Here is a 24,284-nt window from a genome sequence, read left to right on the forward strand (position 1 = left end):
GCTCACATCGAGACGACGCGATAAGCCTCCTCCACCGTGGTCACGCCCTGGAGGATTTTATCGACCGCGCTCTGCTTCAACGTTTGCATTCCCAGGTCGATTGCCACGCGTCTGAGGATCTCCTTGGGTATCTGCTGGAAGATCAAGTCGCGGAGCTCGTCCTTGATCTCCATGATCTCGTAGATGCCCGCACGGCCGAGATACCCCGTGTGGAAGCAGGCGTGGCAGCCGAGCCCGCGGTGCAGGACAAGGCGTTCGTGCTCGCTCGGGTCGAGGTCCAGCGAGGCCAGGATCTTGGCGTCGGCGGAATATGAGACGCGGCAATACGGGCAGATCTTGCGGATCAGGCGCTGGGAGACGATCCCGAGGAGGCTGTTCGAGAGCAGGTAGCCCGGGATCCCGAAGTTGTAGAGATTGCCGATGGTCGAGGCCGAGTCGGAGCCGTGGATCGAGCTGAACACGAGCACGCCCGTCAACGCCGCACGGATGCCGATCTTGGCAGTCTCGTCATCCCGGATCTCGCCGATCATGATGACGTCGGGATCCTGGCGGAGCATGGCACGCAGGCCGTCGCTGAACCTGAGCTCGCGGTCGACCTGGGTCTGGTTGGCCCCGGGGATCCGGTTCTCGATCGGATCCTCGATCGTCATGACGTTGCGCGAGGGGGAATTCACCTTCGCGAGGCAGGTGTAGAGCGTCGTCGTCTTACCCGAACCGACGGGCCCGGCGACGAGCGTCGCGCCGTAGGGCTGCGCGACCAGGCGCTCGAGCTGCGCGACCTGCACCGAGGTCATGCCGAGTGAGTCGAACCCCTGGGTCGGATCCATGATCTCATGAATCCGCACCACGATCTTCTCGCCCCAGGCGGTCGGGCAGGTCGAGATGCGGAGGTCTCGCGATCTGCCGCCATGCTGGATGCTGATATGCCCGTCCTGGGAATGGCGGCGATCGACGATATTCAGGTTCGAGAGGATCTTGAGCCGGCTGATGACGGGGGTGGCCACCTCGTTGTCGAGCTCGAGGATGCTCTGCAGTTGCCCGTCGACCCGGAACCGGACGCGCACGCCGTCTTCGTGCGGGTCGAAGTGGATGTCCGTCGCGTGCAACTCGCAGCCGGATTCGAGGATCTGGGCGACGAGGATGGGCAGCGGTGCCGTCGTCACCATGCCCGCGAGCATGTTGCGGATGTCGAGCTGATGCTTGGCACGATCCGGCGAGATCAAGGTCGCCACGGGGCCCTGTGTCTGGGCCGCTTGCGAATCCAGATATACGCCGCCGGGATTGGCGAGGAGCGTCAGGCGCTCGAAGGCGAGCATGTTCAGGCGTTCGGGCGAGATCAGGCTGAGTTCCAGGATCGACTGCCGGAGGTCGAGTTGATTCTTCTCGGCGTAGAGCCGTGCCGTCGTGATTTGGTGATCGGTGAGCAGCCCGCTCGAGATCAGGGCGGTCACCAGGCTTTGATCGCCGGGGCTCAGCTTCGCGTCGATGCCATTCGTTTTCGAGGGGTCCGGCCAGGGATGCTGATGATTAGCCGGAGATCCAGTGGTCCGCGTCTGCGTCGTCGTGGGTTCCACGCTTGGCCTCCAGACGGGGCCAGTCCCTGTAACCGCCAAACGTGTTATAAATAATAGGCTCGAAGGGAACGGACGGACCGATTAGGACGGTCTGGCTGACAGCGGGCGGGCCGCGGGACTGGTCGTCGAGGTGTCATTCTTCACTGGCGTGACGCGAGTTTCCAGTGAATTTTTCGCGAGTTGCGTGGAAACATCGTAAAAAAAAGGACTGGCGACCGATCGGGCGATGTGACGGGCATCGAAGCAGTCGATGCCGTTCATCAGCCGATCGGTCGCCAGGACCAAGGCCGGGCGGAACCTAGCCGGGATTACCAGCCCTGGAGCTCGTCGATCAGGCGATCGAGAGCGAGTTCCAACTTCGCGGGGGTCTCATAGGAGCCTGCGGCGATCTGACGCCGGATCTCCTCGACCTTCTCGTGACGAATCTCGGGAAGCCGGCTGATCCCGTCGAGCATCTGGCCGAGCGGCGAGATTTCGACCTGATCGCGAGGCGAACCCGCGTGCACGGTCTGGCCGGCGTCCACACTAAAAGCGGCCAGCCGCGGATAGATGGGTTGGGGACCTTGCATTCCCCCAGCGCCGTAGACTTCCATGTGTGCCTCCCCTGTTGATGCTCTGGCCGGCGGCTCCACCGTCGGCACGCCCGGACTTACTGTTCTTTCCCCACGAAGGCCATCGTTTTGAGGTCGGGCCGGCAGATTGAGGTCCGCCGGTGTGTCCTTCCCTCAGTCCTTCGCGGTGGTGCCCAATGGTCTCGGGCGTCCACACCTATAGTATCGGCCGGAAGATGGAACGGATTTAACCAAAGGCACGAAAATCGGGCCATCATTCTGAGTTATTGTTGGCGGGCATTTCGCATGCCCCTCGCCGCGGTCCTCTGGGCGGGCTTCAGGGCTTCCGCCAGCGATCCGGCCGTCGCCCCTAACCGATTCGTCACCTCATTGATGCTCTGGTGGAGCTGGGCGATTTGCTTGCGCTGCTCGGGTGTCGATGCGTTGGCGGACATGGCATCGAGCGTCTTCACCAGGTCCGTCAGCTCCTGGGCGCCTTTGGTGAAGACCTGGGCCGTATCATACGCGGTCGAGGCCCGCAGGTCTTCAGGACCTGGCTTGTACAAGGGGCTCAGGTAGAACGGATTCGCGTAGATCTTCTGAACGAGCTTGCTCGCCCAGTCGGTGGCGTCGCGGACGTTCGCGACGGTCCGTTCCAGGTCGGCCCGGTTCCTCGTGACGATCTGGAGCCCCTGCCCCGCGAGCTGGTCGGCCTGATAGAGGAGCCGCTCGGCACGACCTCGGATGTTGTTCAGGCCGTCGACGACGGCCTCGACCTTCGCCCGGTTCTTGGCGGCCACGTCCTGCGCGGTGGCCGTGAGGTCCCGCACGCTGGCGACGGTCGCCTTGATGTTCGGTCGGTTCTCGGAGAGGACCCCTTCGGCCACCTCGGTGATCGTGTCGAGCCGCTTGAGGGCGGACTCGACGCCGGGCCCGGCCGCTGCGATCCGCTTCGAGAGTTCCTGGATGTTCCCGGCGGTCGACTCGACGGCTGGGCGGATCGTGTCCGCCGCCTCGCGGAGGCCGGCCGCCGTGTCCTGGAAGGTCCCCATGATCAGCTTGATCCGGGGGCCGACGGAGTCGATGGTCTCGCGCACCTCGGCGATCGTGTGGCTGATGTGGCTCCGCTCGACGGGCCCCATGCCGACCTGCTCGAGGATCGGGTCGAAGAAGTTCGACTCCACCCCCTGGATGACCTGCCCGGGGACGAGGGCCACGGCCGACTTGCCCGACGAGACGATGTTGACCCGGCTCGAGCCGGCGAGGCTCTCCTGGATCGTGATCTTCACGTCCTGCCGCAGCTTCTTGGCCAGGCGGACCGGCAAGGAGATCTTGAGCTTGGCCCTGAGCGTGCCGTCGATCTCGGTCAGGTCGATGTCGCTGACGCGGCCGGCGTCGATGCCCGCGATTCTCACGGCGCTGCCGACCCGGATCCCCTGCCCGTCATTGAAGATGACGTCGATCGTCCGGTTCGAGGATAGATAGCCGGGGCCGCTGCTGGCCATCCCGAGCAGGCCGAGTAGCCCCGCGATCGCCGCGACGATGAAAAGTCCGACCGCGACCTCGCGGAACGAGGAACGATTTGGCATCGGGGTTCCCTCCCCAAGGAGACGAGGCACGGTCCACCTTCCCGCCGTCAAACCGACGGAGGATTCAACAACGTGGGGCCGAACGGCGGCCCGGCGTGATAAACGAGCAGGAACCAGCCGCTGTTGACGATCAGCATCGCCAGCGTGGCGAGGCAGGCCGCCCGGAAGGCCGAGAAGACGACCCCCTCGAAGCTGGTATCCGGGGATTCCCTGAGCCCTTCATGGCAGGCGAACGCCGCGGCGAAGAGGGCGTAGGCCATCCCCTTGAAGACCACGCCGATCACGTCGCGCACCCAGAGCATTTCCGTGAACATGTGGAAATAGGAGTGCGTCGAGACGCCCAGCAGCTCCTGCGCGACCTGCCAGCCCACGACCGTCCCCACCACGATCGCCCAGAGGCAGAGGATAGGGCCCGCCACAAGCGCGGCGATGAGGCGAACGGCGGCCAGGCGCGCCGCCGAGGGGCTCGAACCTTCCTCCCCCTCAAGGCCGGGGACGATGCCCCGATCCGGGATCCGCACGCGCCGGACTCGCGATTCCCAGGTGGCCCGACCGCGCAGCTCAGAGGTCAGGAGCGGGGCCAGGACCCCTGCGAGGATCAGGCCGGTGACGAGGGGCGCCACGTTGCGGACGAGCCCCACGCCGACCACCGCGCCCGTGCCGTCGACGAACGTGCCGCCGTAGTAGGCCTGCATCGAGAGGAACGAGCCCATCCCGACGTGGGCCAGGCCGACCAGGGGGATCCCCAGGAAGAGATAGGTCCAGGTCTGCCTCAGGCAGGAGGAGATCAGCGGGGTGTCTTCCTCGCCCCGGCGGAAGGCCGAGCCGAAGGCCGACAGGCTGAGGGTGCCGACGCCACCGAGGTAGCTCAGGCTCCCCAAGGCTCCTCGGCCGATGAATCCCAGGGGGGATAGCACGGAGGCTTCGAAGAGCGAACTGGATGCCATGGCGTCGGTCCTCCATGACCGGTCGCGAGCGTGCGAAATCGAGCCTTGCGGCTTCACTGGTGCGACACTTTAAGGATTTTGTCGATTCCTGGCCAGAGCGGGTTTCTGGTCGCCCCACCACTGCTTCCAGCGGGCCACGGCCTGGTTCCGCTCCCCGAGTTCGCCCCAGGGGACGTAACCGAAATCCTGGCCGGTCCGCTTCTTCAGCTCCTCGTGCGCGGAGAGGCGCACGACCGGGTCGGTGTCGCTCAGGCGGTCGATCAAGGCCGGGATGACGCGAGCATTGGGCAGGTTATTGCCGAGGCCGACGGACCTCGCGCGGGTGATCGCCGCCGGGTTGTTCAGCGACTTGAAGCCCTTAGGGGCGATCCCGCAGCCGTCCGCCAGCAGCAGGAGCGCCAGGACGAGCCAGACCGGTACGCGGGTCTTGACCCGGCCGATGAAATGCCGGTCCCGTCGTCCCCCGGTGCCGGGGGCCGCTGTTTCTCGGAATGCGGGCTGTTGATCCGTTTGTTCGATCATGGCAGGGCCCGCCTTGGCCCGACCGAAAAGGCTGCGACGCGCCGGACTGCCTCGCCATCAAGGGCGTGGATGCGACTCGTCGCCGTTGTAAAAAGGAGTCATCAACTGGATGCGCGGTGCGGACCCTACTCCAAGTCGGAAAATCGAGCAATGCCAGTTCCTTCACTCGAAATGACGGGGCGGGCCTGCTCGTAAAATGCCCCGCCGGCCATCGGGATGCGTCGGGGCGGCTCCGGAGGAGTGTCAACGCAATGTCGCGCCGAGCTTGCGGATCTGGCCGACGGCAAATTCGGCCGACTCGCGAGAGACGTCGAGATGGGTACACATCCGCACGACCTGGGGGCCGAGGGCCGAGACGAGCACGCCGACTTCGCGGAGCCTCGCGACGACATCGGCGGCGCTGCCGAGCCTGGGGTCGACCGTGACCCAGACGAGGTTGGTCTCGACGGGGCCCGATTCCAGGCTCAGACCGGGGGTCTCCTCGACCGCGTCGGCGAGGATCTTCGCGTTCGCGTGGTCCTCGGCCAGTCGCTCGACGTTGTGCTCGATCGCGTAGAGCGCCCCCGCCGCGATGATGCCCGCCTGCCTCATCCCGCCGCCGAAGACCTTGCGGATCCGGTGAGCCTTCGCGATCTGCTCGCGAGTCCCCACGAGCGCCGAGCCGACGGGGGCACCCAGGCCTTTCGAAAAGCAGATGGAGATCGTGTCGAAGTGGCTGCACCACTCGCGAGCGGAGATCCCCGAGGCGACCACGGCGTTCATGAGCCTGGCACCGTCGAGGTGCATGGCGAGGCCATTGGAGCGGGCCCAGGACGAGATCGCGGCGATGCTCTCGATCGGGTGGACCTTGCCGCCGCCTCGGTTGTGCGTGTTCTCGAGGGAGACGAAGCGGGTCTGGGCGTAGTGGCCATCGTCGGGGCGGATCTTGTCCTTGAGGTCATCGAGCCCGAGGATGCCCGAACGCCCCGGCAAGGTCCTCGCGGTGACGCCCGAGAGCCTGGCGATTCCGCCCCCCTCCCAGACGTAGAGATGCGCGGTGGTCTCGCAGAGCACCTCGTCCCCCGGGTTCGCGTGGACGGCCACGGCGATCTGGTTGGTCATCGTGCCCGACGGGGCGAAGAGGGCCGCTTCTTTGCCGAGAAGTTCGGCCGTCTTCCGCTCGAGTTCGAGGACGGTCGGATCTTCGCCGTAGACGTCGTCGCCGACCTCGGCCTCGGCCATGGCGCGTCGCATCGCGGGGGTCGGCCGGGTGACGGTGTCGGAGCGGAGGTCGATTGGGGGTCGGCTCATCGGGCGGGACTCCGGAAGGAGGCGGGAGGATTCTGGTCGACCGCCTCGGGCGGCGCTGAGGGGTCCTATTCTACTCGGCCCGAGGACTTCGCGGTCAACCGGCTCCGCGTCGGGTTTCGACTCGCATTGAGGAGGGCTTGGAGGTCGGCGGCGAAAAAGTGGAGGCGAGCGGCCGACGCGCGGGATAGAATGATCGCGTCCGACTTCAGGGAGAACTCCGTTCCGATGGCAACGACGCTCAACATCAGCAGGATCGATTGCGCCAGTGACGACGCGCGCGAAGCAATCCTCGAATTACGCAGGCAGCTCAGCCCCAAGGGTAATGTCGTCAGCCCTCAGGGGCGTGCCCGGACCATGGAGGTGTTCGGCGAGCCGCTGACCCCGCAGGAGGTCGTCGAGCGGATCTGCGCCGACGTCCGCGACCGGGGCCTCGAAGCCGTGCTCGAGTACACCGCCAAGCTCGACGGTGCCAAGCTCGACGCCGTCTCCGCGCGCGTCTCGCGCGACGAGCTCCGCGCGGCCCACAAGGCGGCGGATCCGGAATACCTCAAGACGATCAGCCGGGTCCGCGAAAACATCCTGGCCTTCCAGCTCGGGATCTTGAACCGGGACGCCGTGCTGAGGCGCGGGGTCGATACCGAGCTTCGGCTCCGCTATCGCCCCTTGCAGCGGGTGGGCGTCTGCATCCCGGGAGGCGCGGCGGCCTATCCGTCGTCGCTCCTGATGACGGTCGTGCCCGCGCAGGCCGCCGGCGTGGAAGAGATCGCCGTCGTCGTGCCGCCGACGCCGTTCGGTGGCTATAACACCGACCTGCTCGCCGCCTGTTATGCTCTCGGCGTCACCGAGGTCCACCGGATCGGCGGGGCCCAGGCGATCGCCGCGCTGGCGTATGGCGTCGAGGGGATCCCGGCCGTCGACAAGATCGTCGGCCCCGGCAACCTCTTCGTCGCCCTCGCGAAGCGCTTCGTCTACGGCGAGGTCGACATCGACAGCATCGCCGGCCCGAGCGAGGTCGTCCTGATCGCCGACTGGACGGCCGATCCCCGCTTCGTGGCGGCCGACCTCATCAGCCAGGCCGAACATTCCCCGGGCGCCAGTGTCATGATCACCTGGGAGCCCGACCTGATCGACCGCGTCGCCGACGCGCTCGCCCAGCAGCTCTCCCAGTTGAGCCGCGGCGACCTCGCTCGGGACAGCCTCGAGCGGTTCGGCGCCCTGATCCTGGTCCGTGACGAGGACGAGGCTGTGACCCTCACGAACCTGATCGCCCCCGAGCACCTGCACGTCTCGACCTCCGACCCGGAACGCCTGGCCGAGCGGCTCACCAACGCCGGGGCCATCTTCCTAGGTCACGAGACGCCGGTGGCCGTGGGCGACTACGCCGCGGGGCCGTCGCACGTCCTCCCCACCGGGGGCACGGCGCGCTGGGCCTCCGGCCTCTGCTCCAACGACTTCCTCAAGCGCACGAGCCTGATCTTCGTGAGCCGCGAAGGCCTCGCGCAGATCGCGCCCGACGTGCGGCTCCTCGCCGACAAGGAAGGGCTCACCGCCCACCGCTACAGCGTCGACGTCCGGCTCGAGGATGACCAGAGGGCCTGAGCTGTCGCGACCCCAGGATGCGTCCGAGGCCATGACGGCGCGGGGCGTTTGCCGCCCCGCGGCCCATCCTTCCATCGATCCATGCCGTTTCATCCCTAAAATTTCAGGAAGTGTGCGTTTGCACGCTTGATGCTGCATGACCGCGACCATCCGCCCCTGTCGCGCCGAGGACGCCGAAACGCTCGTCCGCATGGTGTTCGAACTCGCCGAGTACGAGAAGCTTGAGGAGTATGCGCAGGCGACCCCCGAGTCGTTCCGCACGCACCTGTTCGGGCCCAGGCCGTCGGCCGAGGCGATCCTCGCCGAGGTGGACGGGGAGTCGGTCGGCTTCGCCCTCTATTTCTCGACCTTCTCGACCTTCCGGGGCCAGGCGGGCCTCTACCTCGAGGATGTCTACGTCCGCGAGACCCATCGCGGCCGGGGGATCGGCAAGGCCCTGCTGGCGAGCGTCGCCAGGGTGGCCGTCGACCGCGGCTGCGGCCGGCTCGAGTGGTCGGTGCTCGACTGGAATGCACCCTCGATCGGCTTTTATCGATCCCTGGGCGCACGCCCGATGGACGAGTGGACGGTCTACCGGATCGACGACGAGGCCCTCGCCAACCTGGCGGCCTCGACCTCCCCTAACTCGAAGTGATCGCCGCATGAGCCGCTCGTATTTCCTCCCGCACATCGACCGCATGGCAGGCTACGTGCCGGGCGAGCAGCCCCGGGACGGCGTCTACATCAAGCTGAACACGAATGAGAATCCGTATCCCCCCTCCCCTCGCGTCGCCCCGGCGCTCGCGGGGGCCATCGACGACCGTCTCCGGCTCTACCCCGACCCGATGGGCACGGCCTTCCGCGAGGCGGCGGCCAGGAAGCACGGCGTCGACCCTGGGATGATCCTCGCCGGCAACGGCTCCGACGACATCCTCACGATCATTACCCGCGCCTTCGCCGGCCCGGGGGACCTGATCGCGTATCCGACCCCCAGCTACATCCTCTACAAGACCCTCGCCGAGCTGCAGGACGCCCGCGTCGTCGAGGTCCCCTTCCGCGACAACTGGGAACTCTCGGCGGACGACTTCGCCGTGCCCGGCGCGAAGCTCACATTCCTGGCGAACCCGAACAGCCCCTCGGGGACCTCGCTCAGCCCGGCGCAGGTCGGCGAGCTCGCCCGCAAGATCGACGGCCCACTCGTCGTTGATGAGGCCTATGCCGACTTCGCCGAGAGCGATTGCGTCGGGCTCGTCGCCGAGCATCCGAACGTGATCGTCACGCGGAGCTTCAGCAAGGGGTACAGCCTGGCCGGGATGCGGCTCGGCTACCTGATCGCCCAGCGCCCGATGGTCGAGGGCCTGGCGAAGGTCAAGGACTCGTACAACTGCGACAAGCTCAGCCTGGCCGCGGGCGTCGCCGCGATCGAGGATCAGGAGTATCTCGCCGAGACCCGCGCCAAGATCCTGGCGACCCGTACCAGGCTCACGAAGGCCGCCCGCGACCTCGGTTATCACGTCCCCGAGAGTCAGGCCAACTTCGTCTGGTGTACCGGGGGCCCTCCGGCCAGTGAGATTTACCAGGCCCTCAAAGAGCGAAAGATCCTGGTCAGGCTCATGCGCTACCCGGGCCTGCCCGATGGCCTCCGGATCACCGTCGGCACCGACTCGGAGATCGATAAACTCCTCGAGAACCTCGTCCCGCTGGTGAAGGGTTGACCCCGATCACTCAGGGGAAGAAGGTGGGGAGCGTCAGCAACTGCCCGCCCGGGTACATGCCCGGGTAGGAGTCTCCCTTGGAGCGCGAGACGGCGTGGCCGTCGAGGTAGAGGGCGTTCGCGTTGCCGTGCCGGTTCCAGGCGACCCAGGTGTCGAGGGTCTGGGTCCCCATCCAGATATCGTAGTCGTCCTGCCTCGGCTCGGCGTTGGGGTCGATGTCCATCTGCTTGCCGTCGCGCTCGTTGAAGGCCACGAAGTTCGAGGTGCCGATCTCGTTCTGGAACCTGGGGAACGACCAGCGCCCGTAGCGCCTCGTCTTGTGGCTCAAGAGCGAGTTCATCAGGTAACTCGTGCGGTTGGCGATGCCGGCGGGCTTGTTCGTGTCGGGGTCGATGTAAGGCTCGATCCTCGAGATATCCGACATGCAGCGGAAGATCTTCTCGTCGGCGACCTGCGTCCCCCCCTTCGCGATCGCCTCGTTGGCGTAGAGCGGGTTGACGTATGGCATGATCTTGTCTTCCCAGTAGATCTCGGCGAACGACTCGGCCGCATCGACCTGAGAGCTGACGTCGGCGTCGAACGGATGGTGCAGGAAGAACTGGCCGTTCCAGTCGTCGAAGTACTGCATGACTCCAAGGCCGATCTGGTGGAGATGGCTCTGACAGTCCATCCGACGCGCGGCCTCCCGGGCCCCCTGGACCGCCGGCAGCAGCAATCCCACGAGCACGCCGATGATCGCGATCACCACCAGCAGTTCGATCAGCGTGAAGCCGGGTCGGCCTGGACGCTTCATGGCAGTCTGCCTCGCTCGCGAGCTCGGGGGGGAACTCAGCCTTATTACGATTTTTCGAAAAGTAATATTACCGGAGTTCCCTTGCAAGTGGCTGGCGGTCGTCTCGAGGAATCTTTTCGGGGGGGGCGTCGCTCACGATGACGGTCGGTCGGAGAGACTCGCGCGGTCGCGGCCGAATTCTGCTAGAGTGATGGGCCTTGAAACTCCTCGAACGAGCGTGGTCGGGTCGAGGCCGAAGCGAAACCGCCGGGAAGTGAGCCGAACGCCGTGGCGAACCGTACAGCCGAGATCGTGCGCAAGACGCGAGAGACCGACATCCGACTCACCCTCGACCTCGACGGCCGCGGGCAATGCCAGGTCGCGACCGGCGTCGGGTTCCTCGACCACATGCTCGAGCTCTACGCGCGGCATTCGCTGATGGACCTCACGGTCACCTGCAACGGCGACCTGCACGTCGACGACCACCACACGACCGAGGACATCGGGATCTGCCTGGGGCAGGCGCTCGACCGGGCCCTGGGAGATCGCGCGGGGATCAGGCGCTACGGCCACGTCGTCCTGCCGATGGACGAGACGCTGGTGACGTGCGCGGTGGACCTCGGTGGCCGGCCTTACTGGGCCTGGAACGCCCCGTTCCCCTCGCCCAAGATCGGCACCTTCGACACCGAGCTCGTGGCCGACTTCTGGCAGGCGTTCTCGACCCAGGGGCGGATGAACCTGCACGTCCTGCTGCACTACGGGCGGAACAGCCACCACATCAGCGAGGCGATCTTCAAGGGGCTGGCCAGGACGCTCCGCATGGCCACCGAGCGCGACCCCCGCAACGACGGGGTCCCGTCGACCAAGGGCTCCCTCTGACCCCGATCGCGGACCGCGCGGATCCATACCGACCCGAGTGAGGCCGTCCCCCAATGTCGAAACCGAAGAATCCGCAACGATCCCTGCTGATCAACGCATTGCTGCTCGTCATCGCGTTCGGCCTGCTCGGCCTGGTCATCTACAAGAACCGGGGGCCGATCCGGGACGTCTTCAGCCGGGACCTCGACCCCAAGCTGATCGCGCTCGCGTTCGGGATCTACCTCGCCAGCCTCTTCCTGACGTTCGTGCGATGGAACTGGCTCGTGCGGGTGATCGAGCCGAGCTTCCGGCTCCGCGACGCCCTGCTGCTCGGGTACGTCGGCAACGTGTACAACATCGTGATCCCGGGCGCCGTCGGGGGCGACCTCATCAAGGCGGCCTTCCTCGCCAAGATGAAGATCAACACGACGAAGGGGATCGCGTCGATGGTCCTCGACCGCATCCTCGGCCTGCTCGGCCTGTTCATCCTGGCGGGCGTCGCGGGGATCTTCGCCTGGTCATTCGCCCCTCCGGTCGTCCAGCGCCTGATCCTGATCGTCTGGGCCTTCCTCGCCGCCGGCTTCCTCGGCCTCGCATCGATCTTCACGCAGGCCCTCTTCCGGCTCTTCCCCCCGCCTGCCCCGGGCGTCGACGGCCAGCCCCACCCCCACAGCAAGCTCGCATTCCTGTTGAATGAGCTGCGGATGATCTCCGAGACCTATCGAGGCCGCCTCGGCGTCGTCTTCGGATCGTTCCTGCTGTCGGCGGTCTGTCACGGGCTGAACGTCCTGGCCTTCTACACGATCAGCCGGACGATGTTCCCCGTGGGGCTCCCGTCGATCGCGGACCACTTCCTGATGGTCCCGCTCACCCTTTTCACGACGGCCGTCCCCCTCCCCTTCGGCGCGATCGGCCTCACGGAAGGGGTCAGCGACCAGCTCTTCAAGCTCGTCTCGCACCCGTCGGGCGCGCTCGCCATGATGGGTTTCCGCGTGCTGATGTACGCGGGCGCCCTCGTCAGCCTCTGCGTCTATCTCTCGAACCTCGGCCTCGTCCGCAGCCTCACCGAGACGGCCGAGCACCTCGAGGAAGAGTTGATCGAGGATTGAGCCAGAGGATTGAAAGACAAGGCCGACATCCGGGCGAGAAAGCTCACTCGCCCGGATGTCGGCCTTTGCGTTAACGGATCAGATGGTGAGCACGCGGTCCCTTGCGGTGACTTCCCACTCGGCCACGACTTCGCCGTTGTCGATGACGTAGGCCTTGCGATGGAGGGCGAAGGTCGGGCAGATGTGCATCGGGATCGCGAGGACGGGCGTGCCGGGGGGGAACGCATCGGCATGGGGCGTCGTCACGACGAGGTGCTCCTCGTTCTGCTTGCCGAGCGTCGCGTCGGGGACGCCGAGCAGCGCGACGCGAGGCCCCGCGGGGTCGGCCGCGACGGCCTTGTGCCCGAGGTCGAGGCAGATGCTGTCCGGCCCCGGCCGGCTGATCACGCGGGTCAGGACGACCGCGGCCGGCGTGTACGGGAGATCCGGGAATTTGGTCGCGTAGCTGACGTCGTGGAAGGCGGACGTGCCCGGCGAGAGCTCGACCCCCGGGGCGTCGAGCGTGGCGTGGACGGGGAAGCTCGGCGTCCCCCCCATCACGAGCCGATTGACCGGGATCCCCTTGGCCTCGATCCGGTCGCGGAGCTTGAGCGTCCGCTCGACCCCTGCTTTGACGAGCCGCCGACGCTCTTCCAGGTCGGTCTCGTGGATGTGGCCGTCGTAGGCGTGCAGGCCGTCGAACTCGAGGTTGGGCAGGCTCGTGACGAGCTCGACCAGCTCGAGCGCAGCTTCGGGCGCGATACCGGTGCGTCCCATGCCGACCTCGAGATCAATCAGGATGGGGATCGGCTTCTCGACCCCTTCGAGCCCGGCGGAGAGGGCCTTGGCCGACTCGGGGTGATCGACGAGGGTGCGGAAAGTCGTCAGCGGATAGGCCTTCGCCAGCTTCGCAAGGCGCTTGACGTTGGGGCCGACGAGCGGGTAGGCGATGAGGACGTCGTTGCCCCCGGCCGCGGCGATCATCTCGGCCTCGGCGATTGTGGCGCACTTATGCTTGTGGATCCCCATCTCTTCGCTCAGGCGCACGACCTCGGCCATCTTGTGCGTCTTCACGTGCGGCCGGAGCCGCTCGGCACCGCCGGCCATGCCGATCATCGCCTCGAGGTTCTTCACGAGGATCGGGCGGAAGATCAGCAGCGAGGGGCTGAGCAGCGCGGAGGGGTCATTCAAGACATAAGGCGATGACATCGTCGAGGATTTCTCCGTTCGCGATCCGGGGCCGAGGCAGATGTGAGGGTCGAGTGGTCGTCCGACGGCCCGTCGAGGACGGCGCCATCGGACTCGTTGTCGAGATGACGTGATCCGCGGCGTCGATTACTCGAAGCCCATCTGCTTGTTGTAGGCGATCGCCTTGGCGTGCTCGGCCTCAGGGATCTTGCCGCAGCGCTGATAGATGACGGAGAGGGCGGTGTAGCTGAAGGTGTCTTCGGGCTCGAGCTCGACCACCTTCTTGGCGTGGGCGATGGCCTCGTCAATCTCGGCGACGTCGGCATAGAGCTTGGCCAGCATGCCGTGGCCGATGACGAAGGCGGGGTCGGCCGCGACGGCTTCCTCGAGGATGGCGATGGCGCCCGGCTTGTCGCCCTTGTCGCGGAGGTCTACGGCCTGGTCGTAAAGTTCGTTGGGGGTCGGCATGGGTCGGATCCGCTGCGTGTGGCAAAAGGCGTTCGATGAGTCGGGGATATTGTAGGTAAGTCGAGGGGGCCTCGGCCAGTCCGACCGGCTCGAGCCCCCTCCGCGCGTCTCCGTCGGGACGTCAACGACCGCCGGCGTTCTCGGACCGCAGGCTCTCCTGCGCCGTGCGGCTGCCGAGGAATGCGAGCAGGTCGGCGAGCTCGTTGAAGGAGAGATGACCCACGACGCCGGCGGGCATGAGGCTCGTCTTGTCGGGGCCCTTCTCGTCGACCTCGGCCGCCGGGATCTTCACCTCGCGGCCCTGGGCGTCCTTGAGGACGACGGCCTCGTCGGTGTCGCTCAGGAGCAGGCCGGAGATGACCCGGCCGTCCTTCGTGGCGACCTTGAAGGTGCCGAAGCCCTCCTTGATCTCCTTCGACGGATCCAGGATCGACTCCACCCGCTTGTCAAACGAGAGGGTCTCGTAGATCCGGGTCAGGTCGGGGCCGACCGCGCCGCCGAGCCCTTCGAGGCGGTGGCAGGTCGTGCAGTTCGTCTTCTTGGTATCGAGATATAAGGCCTTGCCCCGGCTGGGGTCGCCTCGCCTCTCGACGTAGTTTCGCAGCCTCGCCGCTTCCTGGCCGGTCGGTGCGGCGAGGACCGTCTTCTTGAGGAGCGTCTCCATCGCCGCCTGGATCTCCGGGGTGGCGTGGGGCCGGACGGCCTCGATCACCCGGGAGAGGTCCTCGGAGGGGAGCTTGCCCCGGTTGAATTGCTCGGCCACGGCGAGCGCGGTCTCGGGCTTCTGGCCGAGGACGGAGATCGCTTCCTGGCGGAGCTTCTCGTCCTTCTCCAGGAGCAGTGCCTTCGCCCGGGTCGCCGCCGACGGAAAGTCGAGCGCGGCGAGGGTCTGGAGCAGCTCAATGCGGAATGGGGTGTCGTCGCTCGTGGCGAAGAGCTCGCCGAAGAGGGGGACGAGGCCGCGATCCTCGTAGGAACGGAGCGCGGTGATCGCCAGGCGACGCTCCTCGGCCGAGCGATCACCGGCCTTCGCCAGCGCCACGAGGGCTTCCTTCACGGCACCGGAGCGGATCTCGCTCGCGAGGACGAGCGCGGCCCGACGGACCGCCGGGTCGCCGTCGAGCACGAGCCCCTTGAGGATCGGGGCGACGGCCAGGGCGGCCTTCTGGTGCATGGCGGTCAGGACATGGATCGCCTCGGCGCGGGCGGCTCCGTCGGCCTTGGGCGTGTCGCGGAGCCATTCCGCGATGCGATCGGGGTGGACGAGCGTGACCTGCTCGCGGAGGGCCCGGAAGAGGCCGACGCGGGCGCCGGCCGGGATGTCCTCGTGGCTGGTCGCGAGGCGGACGAGGGTCGCGATCCCCTGCGAGCCCCGCCACCCTTGCACGGCGAAGAGCGCGGCGGCCCGGAGCTTGGGGTCCTCGCTCGTGATCGTCTGGGAGAGGGTCTCGGAGATGTCCGGGTCGCTCAGCTCGAGGGCCCGGGTGAATGCGTCGCGGAGGAAGGCATCGGCCTCGAGGTTCTCAGCGGCCAGGGCGAGCAGGATGTAGTCGTTGATCCCCTTGGTGAACTCGGCGGCGAGCTTGTCGATGGGCGAGTTCGAGGCCTTGGCGATGGCCAGCGTCTTGTCATGGGCACGCTCGGCGCCGATGTACATAACGAGCGCCCGCAGGACGGCGGGGTCGATCTTCGCGAGCTTCTGGAGGGCGTCGGCCCCCTGGAAGTCGGCGAAGAAGGGAAGCAGGTCGACGGTCGGGGTCTTGCCGTTCGCCGATCGGGCCGCGTTCTCGAGGGCCAGCCGCTTGAGGTCGTTGTCGCTTCCCTTGATGATCGCGTCATAGACGGGATAGGCCTGGATCGGATCCACGGCCGCAACAACAGCCAGGGCATGACGCCTCGCCGAAGGGGCCGCCTTCTCGTCCTTCGCAAGGTCGGAGAGCTTCGCGAGGTTCGCGGGCTTGCGGCGGATCAGCTCGAGCCCCGTCCTCCGGCGCAGGACCTCGTCGTTCGAAGCGAGGTTCTTCAGGAGGCTCTCCTCATCGGCCTTCGTCAAGCCGACGAAGCGGTCGCGAGGCAAGGTGGCGACGGCCGGCTCGGCGTCGGTGCCCGCCCAGGTCATCCGGTAGATCCGGCCCGTCTGTCCATTGCCGGAGAGCCGCCCGGCACCGCCCGAGTCGGTCCGCCAGTCGAGGATGTAGAGTGCGCCTTCGGGTCCGACCTCGGCGTCGGTCGGGCGGAAGAGGCCTTCGTCGGAGGCGAGCAACTCGAACTCACGGTCGAGCTCGAAGGTCGCGCCGGCCGGCTTGACCTTGTAGGCCCGGACGAGTTTGCGGAAGACGTCGGGGTAGACGAGCAGGTTCTGCGTGCTCGCCGGGAAGGCGGCCGAGTTCAGGACGCAGAGCCCGGCGGGAGCCCCGCGCCCGGTCTCGGTGACCCAGCCGAGGCGGCCGGGCCTGCCGCCGTTCCAGGTGGCCCGCTCGAAGTCGGGGGCGCAGCAGCGGGCCCCTTCGCGGAGCCTCCAGCCGTAGTCGCCGCTGTTGACGGCATGCAGGATCCGGCAGCCGGTGAAGCCGGGGGAGCCTTCGTTGTCGTTATCCGTGTGGAAGACGCGGAAGGCGTCGTCGAAGGCGACGTTGCCCCAGGGGTTCCGCATCCCATAGGCGAAGTTCTCCATCTTTGAGCCGTCGGGCCTGCAGCGGAAGACGCCGCCGCAGCGCAGGACGGTGGCGGTCGAGCCGTCGGAGCCCTTGGCGTGGGCGTCGCTATCGCCCGTCGTCAGGTAGAGCCATCCGTCGGGGCCCATCGACATGCCCGAGACCCGGTGGTGAGAGTTGTCGTTGCCGAATCCCGAGGCGATCACCTCGCGTGTCTCGAACTTGCCGTCGCCGTCCTTGTCCTTGAGGCGCACGACGTCGTGCTCGAGGGTGAGATACGTCCAGCCGTCCCAGAAAAGGATGCCGGCGGGGAGGTCGAGATGGTCCATGTACATCTCGGCCTTGTCGAACGTGCCGTTGCCGTCGGTGTCGGTCAGGACCTTGATGTGGTCGTTGAACTCGCGCCCTTCTTTCCACTCGATGACGTAGAGCCGGCCGTCGTCGCCGAAGGTCATGGTCACCGGGTTGACGACCAGGGGTTCGGCCGCGGCGATCTCGACCTTCCACCCCGGCGGGGTTCGGTAGCCGGCGAGCCTCGGGTCGGCCTCGGCCCCGAGGGCGGGGCCCATGAGGGACGCACAGGCCGCGATCAGCCCGAAGGCTGCGAGCGAGAGGGTGCGAGACCTCGGTCTCGGGTTCGTTGGTTGCTGCGTCGCAATCACTGCCTGGACCTCCGGCGTCATTTGTCGGCCAACTTCGGGAGCAATGCGAAAGGCCATCCCGAACCCGGGGGTCGGCACACGCCTTGGAATTCCGGGACGGCACACCCTTTGCCCGTTGGGTCTGTGTTGAGGCTCAACTATGATGAAGCCGCGGGGGATTCTCAAGGCTCGAGATCGGTCACAGCAAGACTCGCACCCCCGGCCAGGCGCCTTTCGTGTCGAACCGGTCGGCGTCCGCGATGGCGGGCCTGGCCTTCGGCGTCTCATCTCGACGAGCGAGTCGACGCGACACCCTGGAGGAAGTTGCCATGCTACTGGCTTACGATGACCACGGGCCCGGGCCCGTGGTGGTATTGCTGCATGGTTTTCCGCTGAATCGGACGATGTGGGCAAAGCAGTTGTCCGACGTCGGCTCCATGTACCGGATCATCGCGCCCGACCTCCGCGGCCACGGCAAGTCCGCCGCGCCCGACGGCGTCTACACGATGGACGAGATGGCCGACGACGTCATCGAGCTGCTCGACGCCCTCCAACTGACCGAGCCGGTCGTGCTCGGCGGCCTCTCGATGGGGGGATACGTCGCCTTCTCCCTGATCGCGCGATACCCCGAGCGCGTGCGAGGCCTCATGCTCCTCGACACGCGTGCGAAGAACGACTCACCCGAGGCCGCCGCCAATCGTGAGCAACTTGCGCAGAAGGTCGAGGCGAGTCACAGCACCGAGCCCGTGATCGAGGCGATGCTCCCCAAGCTCCTGGGAGAGTCGAGCCGCGAGGCGCATCCGGATCTCGCCGCGAAGGTCCAGAGAATGATCGAGAAGACCCCGACCCGCACGATCGCCGGGACCTTGCGCGGCATGGCGATCCGCCCCGACCGGACGCCCGAGCTCGGCAAGATCGACGTCCCCACGCTCGTGGTCGTCGGCGAGCAAGACGCCATCACGCCCCCCGACGAGATGCGATCGATGGCCGACCAGATCCCCCGATCCCGGTTCATCACGATCCCCGATGCGGGGCACCTCGCGCCCATGGAGAACCCCGGCGCGACTAACGACGTTATACTCGAGTTCCTCTCGCTGGCGACGAACTCCCTGGCGGGCGTGGGCGGCTGAGCCGAGCCAATCACCACGGGAATGTAAAAATTCGGGCATGAGCATGCGTCCGAAAACTTGCCGGAGTGTTTACTTCTTGCAACGTGCTCGCGCAGGCTGGATAATCTTCGTTACGACGTAATTCGTTCGAAGCTTTGATCCGAGCCCGTGAGGCACCATAAGGTCGATGGCGGATGTGGATGCAGGAGATTTCATCGCGACTGCGGCCGGCCTGGACGAGCTGGTCGCAGATCTCCGCGCAGCGGGCCGATTCGCCTTCGATACGGAGTTCGTCTCGGAGGAGACGTTCGAGCCGGTCCTCTGCCTGATCCAGGTCGCCACGCGAGACCGCCTCGCGATCGTCGACCCGCTGGCGATTCGCGACCTCTCGGCCTTCTGGGAGGTCGTGAACGACCCTTCCATCGAAGTCGTGATGCACGCCGCGCGAGAGGACCTGCGGATCTGCAAGTACAAGACGGGCAAGGTCCCGAGCCGGGTCTATGACGTCCAACTCGTGGCCGGCCTCGTCGGCTACGGGTATCCCCTCTCGCTCGTGAATCTGATCGGCCAGGCCCTCCGGGTCTCGGTTTCGGGGGGCGAGACGCGGACCGACTGGCGTCGCCGGCCACTCTCGCCGGCCCAGATGCGGTACGCCCTCGACGATGTCCGCTACCTGCTCGAACTCGCCGACCTCCTCGCGGCCCAATCCGCCCGCTGGAAGCGTACCGAGTGGGTCGAGGCGGAGTTCGCCGACTTCGTCGGGGAGATCCAGAACCTCGCCGAGGAAGAGCGCTGGAGACGCCTGCCCGGGCTCCATCAGTTGAATCGCCGGAGCCTGGAGGTCGCCAGGCGGCTCGCCGAGTGGCGGCACGACGAGGCCAGGCGGGCCAATCGCCCGCTCCGCCAGTTGCTCCGTGACGACCTGCTCGTCGCCATCGCCAAGCGGCAGCCGGCGAATCGGAAAGACCTGGAAGCCCTCCGCGACTTCAATCGGCCTCACCTGCTGAACAAGTCCCACGAGATCCTCGCGGTGATCGCCGAGGCCCAACTCGTCCCCCACGATGATCTGCCCGAGCCCCCCGATCGCCACGAGGACGGACCAGGGCTCACCATGGTCGTCAACCTGCTCGCCGCCGCGCTCGCTCAGTGCTGCACCCAGCACAAGGTTGCATCGGGGTTGGTCGGCGCCTCGCACGACCTCAAGGAACTGATCCGCTGGCATGCCCACGGCTGCCCGGAAGAACACAGGCCCGACCTCGTCCGCGGCTGGCGTGCCGAGGTCTGCGGCAGCGCCTTGACCGACGTCCTTTCGGGGCGCTGCACCCTCCGCGTCGTGAACCCGCTGGCCGACGTCCCCGTCGTGCTCGAGCCGTGGTCGGGGCCGGGATCTATGCGGGTGGCCTCTTCGAAGTCCCAGCCCCCCGCCGAAGCGGAGATCGAATCTTGAAGTCGACGATCAGTTGCTACACGAACAACTACGGCCCTTCGGGCGTCTGGGTCGCCGTCGAGCAGATCAATGCCGCGGGGATCGACCACCTCGAACTGGCCCTCCGCGGCCATAACTTCGGCGGCCTCGTGATCCCCGAGTCGGTCGTCGTGACCGAGAAGGCCGATGACGCCACCGCGCAGTCGTTCGTCGATCATCTCGCCAAGCACAATGTGAAGGTCAGCGGCTGCAACGTCGGGGGCGCGGATATGCGGACGCGCGAGGGGGCCGACCTCACCGCCCGCCGCATGGACTTCGCCGCCCGCTGGTTCGGCGTTCCCGTCGTCGTTTCCGGCGCCGGCCAGCCCGTCGACGATCACGAACGCGAGAAAGTCGTTGCGCATCTGCGCGAGCTGGGCGACCGTGCCGAGGGGCTCGACCTCGTCATTGCCCTCGAGACCCACAAGGGCCCGACTCAGAACGCCGACGCGATGCTCAGGCTGATGGACGAAGTCGACCACCCCCGCGTACGTCTTAACTTCGACACGGGCAACATCGCGTACTACAACGAGGGACTCGACCCGGTCTCGGAGCTTGCCAGGGTCAAGGATTACGTCAAGAACGTCCACGTGAAGGACAACCGTGGCGGCCTCGAGGACTGGTACTTCCCCGCCATCGGCGAGGGGGGGGCCGTCGACTTCGTGAGGATCCGCGAGGTCCTCGAGAGCATCAACTACCACGGGGCCTGCACGATCGAGATCGAGGGGATCGGCGGGGAGGAAGAGCCGGGGCTCGAGGCGAGGCAAGGCCGGGTCGCCCGCAGTGTTGTACACTTGCGTCGGTGCGGATTCTGACCCACGGCGACGGGATGTCGAATATCGGTCTCTCTCGGCCTGGGGCCTGCAACGCGCCCGCGGACGCCGCCATCATCGAGCGTCCACGACGGTCTCCCCACGAGAGAAAGAGCCACCCCCATGAAACGGGTGTTCGTCATAGCAGCCTTCGGGATCGCGGCGCAGGCCGCCCCCTGCCTGGCGCAGGCCCCTGCGCCGGTCCTGATCGAATCCGGGACGTCCCTCCTGATCGCCCCGGATGAGTTCACCCCGCCCAATCCGCCGATCTTCGGGCCCGATCTCCGGATCGTCCCCGCCCATCGCCTGGCCATGATCGAGGCGAATCGCCCGCTGCCGGCTTCGGATCCGCTCGTCATCGCGACCGCGGAACGGCTCGAACGCCTGACCGCCACGTACTTCGAGGACGCCCCGAGGATCGTCGAACTGACCGCTCAGGCGGTGAAGTCGATCCGAAGCACGAATCAGACGGCAAGCCCGTTCGAGGTCTTCGACGCCGCCCTGACCTGGAAGCCATCCGTTCGCATCGGCTCGAACTACCCTCGCCGGTTCTCGCGGTTCCTCGCCGAGTACCGTCGCCTGCGGATCGACGAGAAGAAGAGCCACGCCGACACCTTGAAGGCTCTCGAAGTGAAGGCCTCCCGCTAAACTCGGTGTCTCAGGGCCAGCCCCGCGCGACCTTCGCCATTCACGGTTGAGGGTCGTTCGGGGCCAGTCGGATCGCGTTCACACCCGCCCCCCGGATCACCCCCATCACCTTCTGAACGGCCTGGAATGGTTCGGCCGCGTCCACATCGAGGATGGCTGAGGTCGCCGGGTTGGCCGCGACGAGTTTTTTGAGGGATTCCGCCAGCGAGTCCTCGGTAACGGCCTGGCCGTCGAGCTTGAGACTCCCCTGGGCCAGCGAGATCACGTGCTGGCCCGTCTTGGGAGCGGCGTCGAGCGGGATCTCTTCCCCCTGGGGGGCGAACTTGCCCCCCTCGCGGATGGCGAAGAAGCCGTAAGAGCGGTCGAGCATCCGCAAGGTGCCCGCCATCGCCCCCTTGCCCTCGGTCCACAGGTGTCCGTCGAACTCCTGGCGGCTCCGGGGGAATCGGATCGTGAACTCGGCCCTGGGAGGAATCTCGCGGGCGACCTGACCGTCGACCTCGTACGAGGTCCCGTTGAGATCGGAACGGAACCAGCCCGAGATCGCCCCCTGTGGGTCGACCTTGAGGTCGAGCGTCCCCGACCATTGCCCATTGGCATAGAGCCGGAACCGGCCTGCATAGTCGGTGGCGAGGACCGTCCTGCCTGTCGAAGGCCCTCCAGCAGCCTCCCCCTTCGTCGTCACCGGGGCCCGCTTGAGCGTGCTGATCTCTACGCTGCCGAGGGCGACGAGACTGGGGCTTCCGTTCGCGGCCTCGAACTTGAGGTCTCCCCCCTGGCCTTCCGGGACGACCTGGCCGCTGTCCAGGTCGAACTGGAACCCATCGAACAGGAGCAACTCCTTGCCGTGGGCGAGCCGCGTGCTCAGGTTGCCCGACTCGAACGTGTCGAAGCGTTCCAGCATCAGGACGGGGAGCGGCTTCGCCTGGTTCCCGGGCTGCTTGCGAAACGCGGGGGACACAAGCAGGCGGGCGAGGTTGCCCTGGTCTGTCTTCACGATTAGGAAGGCCGAACGGACGTCGGCGAGGGCCGTCGGCAGGGCGTCGAGGTCGACGATGCTGAGACGCTTGTGCGAGGCGACGTCGCCCGATTTCCGCAAGGAGGCCAGCGCCTCCCCTTCGAGTCGGTCGAATTCGTCCGCTCGGCTCGGACCTTGACCGGATCCCAGCACGAGGCCAACGAGAACCGCGACGAGCCTCTGATAACGCATGCGAACTGTCCCCGAACCAGCCTGAGTGTGTTGCGAATCGGTTCGAGGCCCATTGTCTCGCGGAGGATGCCCGCGGCCAAGGGCTCGACGCCCGCAATCAGTCATGGACCGGGGCAACGGGTTCGGGCCATCGTCACTTCAAGTCGAAGTTTTGCGGCCTGGGCTGTTCCCCAACCGTGGCATCGAGTCCGGAGGACTCGAAAGTCGTGTACTTTTTCGGGATCAATTCCCTGGCCGGCCTGTAGTTGGGAGAGCCGGGCATGACGGTGGGATCTTCGTCCGAGGAACTCACCGAGACGCGATGATGCCCGATGATGGCCCCGTCATCCTTCTCGAATGTGCTCAGGGTGTAGCTGCCGTCCGGCTGGATGTCGCCAAGCGCCGGCCTGCCGTCGTCTGGGCGGAAGGTGATGGTCCCCCTGGTCAGGGGTCGGCCCTGATAGGAAACCTTCCCCTTCACTTCCACCGTCTTGGGATGGGGTTCGGCGGGCGGAGTGCAGCCCGAGATGCCCAGGAGTGGCACGAGTGAGATGAGGCCGATGGCGAGGGGGGCCGTTTTCATCAGGCGATCAATATAGGTCGGAGCTGACCGACTCGCCCCCTTCGCGCGAGCTCGCCGCCATATAAACGGCATAATTCACCGTATCCCTGATGAAGCGGACGGAACCGTCGATGTAGGCGAAGTTTGCGCCGCCGTAATGCTTACTCTGGAATCCCCAGCAGGTAGAATACCGCCTGGGGTCGGTGTTGAGCTTCGTGTTCAGCGGGATCGAAGTCACCGCCACGGCATGGTTGCTCTGTCCCCAGCTATTCCAGCGGCACTGGTCAGGCAAGGCCTCGCCCGCCAGGAATGTATTGCTGGCCCCATCCCCCACGGCGGCGATCGACACGACCTGGGTGGCCCGCCAGAAGATCCCGCGGGCTTCCGAGACGTCCCCCAGGAACGGATACGGGGTGGGGAAGGCATTGCCGGGCGGGTTGTCGCCGAGGTTCCCCTTGTAGCAGGTCACGCCGACCGCCCAGTCGCGTTGGGGGAACGGAAGCGTGCTGAAATCCGCCTGGCCGGCGAGTTTTGCCTGGCCGGGATAGCTCGGGCAGAGATAGGCGTTGACCGGCGTCATCAACACGGTCGCGTTGCTGTCGGAGCACCAGGGGACGCCGTGCATCGGCCCGATGCTGTTCCAGAAGTTGTAGGCGTTGAAGAGTTTGGGCTGTTCGAGCTGGGGCAGGATCTGAACCATCCAGCTCACCCGGTGGTCCTGCTGCGTGTTCCAGGCCGGGTAGTAACCAATCTGCGGCGGGAAGACGAGATTGGTATCGTGATAACTCTGGACGGCGAGCGCAATCTGGCGGAGGTTATTGACGCAGGTCGATCGCCTCGCCGCTTCGCGGGCGGCCTGGACAGCGGGCAGCAAAAGGGCGACCAGGAGCCCGATGATCGCCACGACCACCAGGAGCTCGATCAGAGTGAAACCCGGCCGAGACCATCGCGACCGCATGAATGACTCTCCTCTCGCTGCGTTGCGATCCGGGATCATACGGCGTGCAAGTCAGCTAACGCGAAACTGGGGGATTGCGCCAACGCCGGCGCAGTAGCATGGCGAC

At 66.5% G+C, this 24,284-nt stretch carries 22 protein-coding genes; 9 read left to right on the forward strand and 13 right to left on the reverse strand.

Annotated features, from left to right (window positions below):
* Window positions 1–2: 2 nt before the first annotated feature.
* The 6 genes from ACOYYX_RS26285 to ltaE all read right to left on the reverse strand — a co-directional run bounded on the left by ACOYYX_RS26285 (window position 3) and on the right by ltaE (window position 6,473).
* On the reverse strand, window positions 3–1,574 hold the full coding sequence (locus ACOYYX_RS26285; protein WP_422925206.1) for a GspE/PulE family protein: 1,572 nt from the start codon (window positions 1,572–1,574) through the stop codon (window positions 3–5).
* 308 nt (window positions 1,575–1,882) lie between these two features.
* The gene (locus tag ACOYYX_RS26290; protein ID WP_422925208.1) at window positions 1,883–2,167 is read right to left on the reverse strand and encodes a flagellar biosynthesis anti-sigma factor FlgM; all 285 of its coding nucleotides are present in this window, start codon (window positions 2,165–2,167) and stop codon (window positions 1,883–1,885) included.
* A gap of 242 nt (window positions 2,168–2,409) precedes the next feature.
* On the reverse strand, window positions 2,410–3,714 hold the full coding sequence (locus tag ACOYYX_RS26295) for an MlaD family protein (RefSeq protein WP_422925210.1): 1,305 nt from the start codon (window positions 3,712–3,714) through the stop codon (window positions 2,410–2,412).
* Between the two features lie 47 nt (window positions 3,715–3,761).
* Window positions 3,762–4,661, reverse strand: coding sequence for an ABC transporter permease (locus tag ACOYYX_RS26300; RefSeq protein WP_422925212.1), 900 nt, complete (start codon window positions 4,659–4,661; stop codon window positions 3,762–3,764).
* 69 nt (window positions 4,662–4,730) lie between these two features.
* Window positions 4,731–5,183 carry a hypothetical protein gene (locus tag ACOYYX_RS26305; RefSeq protein WP_422925214.1) on the reverse strand — a complete coding sequence of 151 codons (453 nt, stop codon included), beginning with the start codon at window positions 5,181–5,183 and terminating at the stop codon, window positions 4,731–4,733.
* 243 nt (window positions 5,184–5,426) lie between these two features.
* Window positions 5,427–6,473 (reverse strand): low-specificity L-threonine aldolase, encoded by a 1,047-nt coding sequence (ltaE, locus tag ACOYYX_RS26310; RefSeq protein ID WP_422925216.1) that lies wholly within the window; start codon window positions 6,471–6,473, stop codon window positions 5,427–5,429.
* Between the two features lie 225 nt (window positions 6,474–6,698).
* Between ltaE and hisD the strand changes: the two genes are divergently transcribed.
* From hisD to hisC, 3 genes are all read left to right on the forward strand, one after another.
* Window positions 6,699–8,072 carry a histidinol dehydrogenase gene (gene hisD, locus ACOYYX_RS26315; RefSeq protein WP_422925218.1) on the forward strand — a complete coding sequence of 458 codons (1,374 nt, stop codon included), beginning with the start codon at window positions 6,699–6,701 and terminating at the stop codon, window positions 8,070–8,072.
* Between the two features lie 136 nt (window positions 8,073–8,208).
* The gene (locus ACOYYX_RS26320; RefSeq protein WP_422925220.1) at window positions 8,209–8,706 is read left to right on the forward strand and encodes a GNAT family N-acetyltransferase; all 498 of its coding nucleotides are present in this window, start codon (window positions 8,209–8,211) and stop codon (window positions 8,704–8,706) included.
* A 7-nt stretch (window positions 8,707–8,713) separates the two neighbouring features.
* Window positions 8,714–9,766, forward strand: a complete 1,053-nt coding sequence (gene hisC / locus ACOYYX_RS26325; protein WP_422925222.1) for a histidinol-phosphate transaminase — start codon at window positions 8,714–8,716, stop codon at window positions 9,764–9,766.
* A 10-nt stretch (window positions 9,767–9,776) separates the two neighbouring features.
* Here hisC and ACOYYX_RS26330 read toward each other — a convergent pair whose 3' ends face one another.
* Window positions 9,777–10,559 (reverse strand): DUF1559 domain-containing protein, encoded by a 783-nt coding sequence (locus tag ACOYYX_RS26330; RefSeq protein WP_422925224.1) that lies wholly within the window; start codon window positions 10,557–10,559, stop codon window positions 9,777–9,779.
* A 267-nt stretch (window positions 10,560–10,826) separates the two neighbouring features.
* On the opposite strand from ACOYYX_RS26330, the gene hisB reads away from it, so the two are divergent.
* Entirely contained in the window at window positions 10,827–11,417 is a 591-nt protein-coding gene (hisB, locus tag ACOYYX_RS26335) for an imidazoleglycerol-phosphate dehydratase HisB (protein ID WP_422925226.1), read from the forward strand.
* A 53-nt stretch (window positions 11,418–11,470) separates the two neighbouring features.
* The gene (locus tag ACOYYX_RS26340) at window positions 11,471–12,505 is read left to right on the forward strand and encodes a lysylphosphatidylglycerol synthase transmembrane domain-containing protein (protein WP_422925228.1); all 1,035 of its coding nucleotides are present in this window, start codon (window positions 11,471–11,473) and stop codon (window positions 12,503–12,505) included.
* Between the two features lie 78 nt (window positions 12,506–12,583).
* Here ACOYYX_RS26340 and ACOYYX_RS26345 read toward each other — a convergent pair whose 3' ends face one another.
* The 3 genes from ACOYYX_RS26345 to ACOYYX_RS26355 form a co-directional block, all read right to left on the reverse strand.
* Window positions 12,584–13,693, reverse strand: a complete 1,110-nt coding sequence (locus ACOYYX_RS26345) for a D-TA family PLP-dependent enzyme (RefSeq protein WP_422925230.1) — start codon at window positions 13,691–13,693, stop codon at window positions 12,584–12,586.
* A 126-nt stretch (window positions 13,694–13,819) separates the two neighbouring features.
* Entirely contained in the window at window positions 13,820–14,140 is a 321-nt protein-coding gene (locus tag ACOYYX_RS26350; RefSeq protein ID WP_422925231.1) for a tetratricopeptide repeat protein, read from the reverse strand.
* A gap of 121 nt (window positions 14,141–14,261) precedes the next feature.
* A complete protein-coding gene (locus ACOYYX_RS26355) occupies window positions 14,262–17,456 on the reverse strand; it encodes a PVC-type heme-binding CxxCH protein (RefSeq protein ID WP_422925233.1) in 3,195 nt (1,064 codons plus the stop codon).
* A gap of 308 nt (window positions 17,457–17,764) precedes the next feature.
* On the opposite strand from ACOYYX_RS26355, the gene ACOYYX_RS26360 reads away from it, so the two are divergent.
* The 4 genes from ACOYYX_RS26360 to ACOYYX_RS26375 all read left to right on the forward strand — a co-directional run bounded on the left by ACOYYX_RS26360 (window position 17,765) and on the right by ACOYYX_RS26375 (window position 21,469).
* Window positions 17,765–18,565 (forward strand): alpha/beta fold hydrolase, encoded by an 801-nt coding sequence (locus ACOYYX_RS26360; RefSeq protein ID WP_422925235.1) that lies wholly within the window; start codon window positions 17,765–17,767, stop codon window positions 18,563–18,565.
* Window positions 18,566–18,731: 166 nt separating this feature from the next.
* The gene (locus tag ACOYYX_RS26365) at window positions 18,732–19,991 is read left to right on the forward strand and encodes a ribonuclease D (RefSeq protein WP_422925236.1); all 1,260 of its coding nucleotides are present in this window, start codon (window positions 18,732–18,734) and stop codon (window positions 19,989–19,991) included.
* On the forward strand, window positions 19,988–20,824 hold the full coding sequence (locus tag ACOYYX_RS26370) for a sugar phosphate isomerase/epimerase family protein (RefSeq protein WP_422925238.1): 837 nt from the start codon (window positions 19,988–19,990) through the stop codon (window positions 20,822–20,824). Before ACOYYX_RS26365 ends, ACOYYX_RS26370 begins: the two co-directional genes overlap by 4 nt.
* A gap of 120 nt (window positions 20,825–20,944) precedes the next feature.
* Window positions 20,945–21,469, forward strand: coding sequence for a hypothetical protein (locus ACOYYX_RS26375; protein ID WP_422925240.1), 525 nt, complete (start codon window positions 20,945–20,947; stop codon window positions 21,467–21,469).
* 40 nt (window positions 21,470–21,509) lie between these two features.
* Here the strand turns inward: ACOYYX_RS26375 and ACOYYX_RS26380 are convergent, their stop codons facing one another.
* From ACOYYX_RS26380 to ACOYYX_RS26390, 3 genes are all read right to left on the reverse strand, one after another.
* Entirely contained in the window at window positions 21,510–22,679 is a 1,170-nt protein-coding gene (locus ACOYYX_RS26380) for an ExbD/TolR family protein (RefSeq protein ID WP_422925242.1), read from the reverse strand.
* Window positions 22,680–22,812: 133 nt separating this feature from the next.
* Window positions 22,813–23,241: a hypothetical protein gene (locus ACOYYX_RS26385; RefSeq protein ID WP_422925244.1), complete on the reverse strand. Its 429-nt coding sequence runs from the start codon at window positions 23,239–23,241 to the stop codon at window positions 22,813–22,815.
* A 7-nt stretch (window positions 23,242–23,248) separates the two neighbouring features.
* Complete coding sequence (locus ACOYYX_RS26390; protein WP_422925246.1) at window positions 23,249–24,178, reverse strand: DUF1559 domain-containing protein; 930 nt, start codon at window positions 24,176–24,178, stop codon at window positions 23,249–23,251.
* Between the last annotated feature and the right edge of the window lie 106 nt (window positions 24,179–24,284).

Origin of the sequence: Singulisphaera chitinilytica (assembly GCF_049331405.1) — a bacterium.
Classification (GTDB): domain Bacteria; phylum Planctomycetota; class Planctomycetia; order Isosphaerales; family Isosphaeraceae; genus PoT.